The sequence below is a fragment of the Methylacidiphilum sp. Yel genome, from assembly GCF_004421185.1.
GTDB lineage: Bacteria > Verrucomicrobiota > Verrucomicrobiia > Methylacidiphilales > Methylacidiphilaceae > Methylacidiphilum.
In genome coordinates this window covers 1-1,081 of record NZ_LXQB01000018.1, presented here as the reverse complement: position 1 = coordinate 1,081, position 1,081 = coordinate 1, and the positions used below count along the sequence as shown (strand labels likewise).

2 protein-coding genes and 1 pseudogene are annotated in these 1,081 nt (G+C 41.9%); all 3 read right to left on the bottom strand.

Annotated elements, in window-relative coordinates:
• Positions 1-167 (bottom strand): annotated as a pseudogene (locus A7Q09_RS10905) (ATP-dependent Clp protease ATP-binding subunit ClpX); the annotation flags it as partial.
• Between the two features lie 2 nt (positions 168-169).
• A partial coding sequence (locus A7Q09_RS10900; RefSeq protein ID WP_394346611.1) for a ClpX C4-type zinc finger protein occupies positions 170-608 on the bottom strand: 439 nt, incomplete at its 3' end.
• Positions 609-617: 9 nt separating this feature from the next.
• Positions 618-1,081 (bottom strand): ATP-dependent Clp protease proteolytic subunit (locus tag A7Q09_RS03570; RefSeq protein WP_134389935.1); only part of this gene is annotated, 464 nt, incomplete at its 5' end.

The window sequence follows — 1,081 nt, the reverse complement described above, 5'->3', positions numbered from 1 at the left end:
TTGGACACCTTCTCCTGAAACATCTCTTGTAATCGATGGGCTGTCAGACTTTCTAGATATTTTATCTATCTCGTCAATATAAACGATACCCATTTCGGCTTTTTTAACATCAAAATTGGCGTTCTGAAGCAGTCTCAAAAGAATGCTTTCAACATCTTCGCCAACATNNCTATACAGAAAGGGACATCAAGAAGTCGGGCAAAGGTTTTAGCAAGGAGTGTTTTCCCTGAACCAGTGGGGCCAACAAGGAGAATATTAGTTTTTTCAATTTCGACATCTTTTATTTGATTCAGAGAAGAAAGATCAGTCAATTCCTCACTGAAAATTCTCTTGTAATGATTATGAACAGCCACGGAAAGAATTTTTTTTGCATTGGTTTGACCAATGACATAGTCTTCGAGTCGAGCAAAGATTTCTGTAGGCTTTGGAATTTTTGGCTTAACTTGATTTTTAGCTGGCTCTTCGCGAAGCTCCCTTTCAAGAATACTGTGGCAAACCTCAACACAAGCATCACAGATATATACCCCTGGTCCAGAAATAAGCTTGCGCACTTCTGCTTGGGTTCTTCCGCAGAAAGAGCACATAGTTATATGCACTGATCTTGCCATGACTACACTCTACTTCCCATCTCCCATAATGATTTGTGGTTGGGGGACCGGTCTGATACTGACTCTGGTTTTGACCACCTCATCAATAAGCCCATAGGCTTTTGCGTCTTCAGCAGACATAAAAAAGTCTCGATCCGTGTCTTTTTCCAATCGCTCAATGGGCTGTTTAGTATGATAAGAAAGGATTTCATTCAACAACCTCTTGGTTCTTAATATTTCTTGAGCTTGAATGCTGATGTCGGAGGCTTGGCCTTGAGCTCCACCAAGGGGCTGATGGATCATAATACGGGCATTGGGTAGAGCAAACCGTTTGCCTTTTGTTCCGGCAGCAAGTAATACGGCTGCCATACTTGCAGCCTGACCGATACAATAAGTATTTACATCGCAGCTTAAAAATTGCATCGTATCGTAAATGGCCATACCCGCTGTCACGTACCCTCCAGGAGAATGGATATATAGGCTAATGTCCTTTT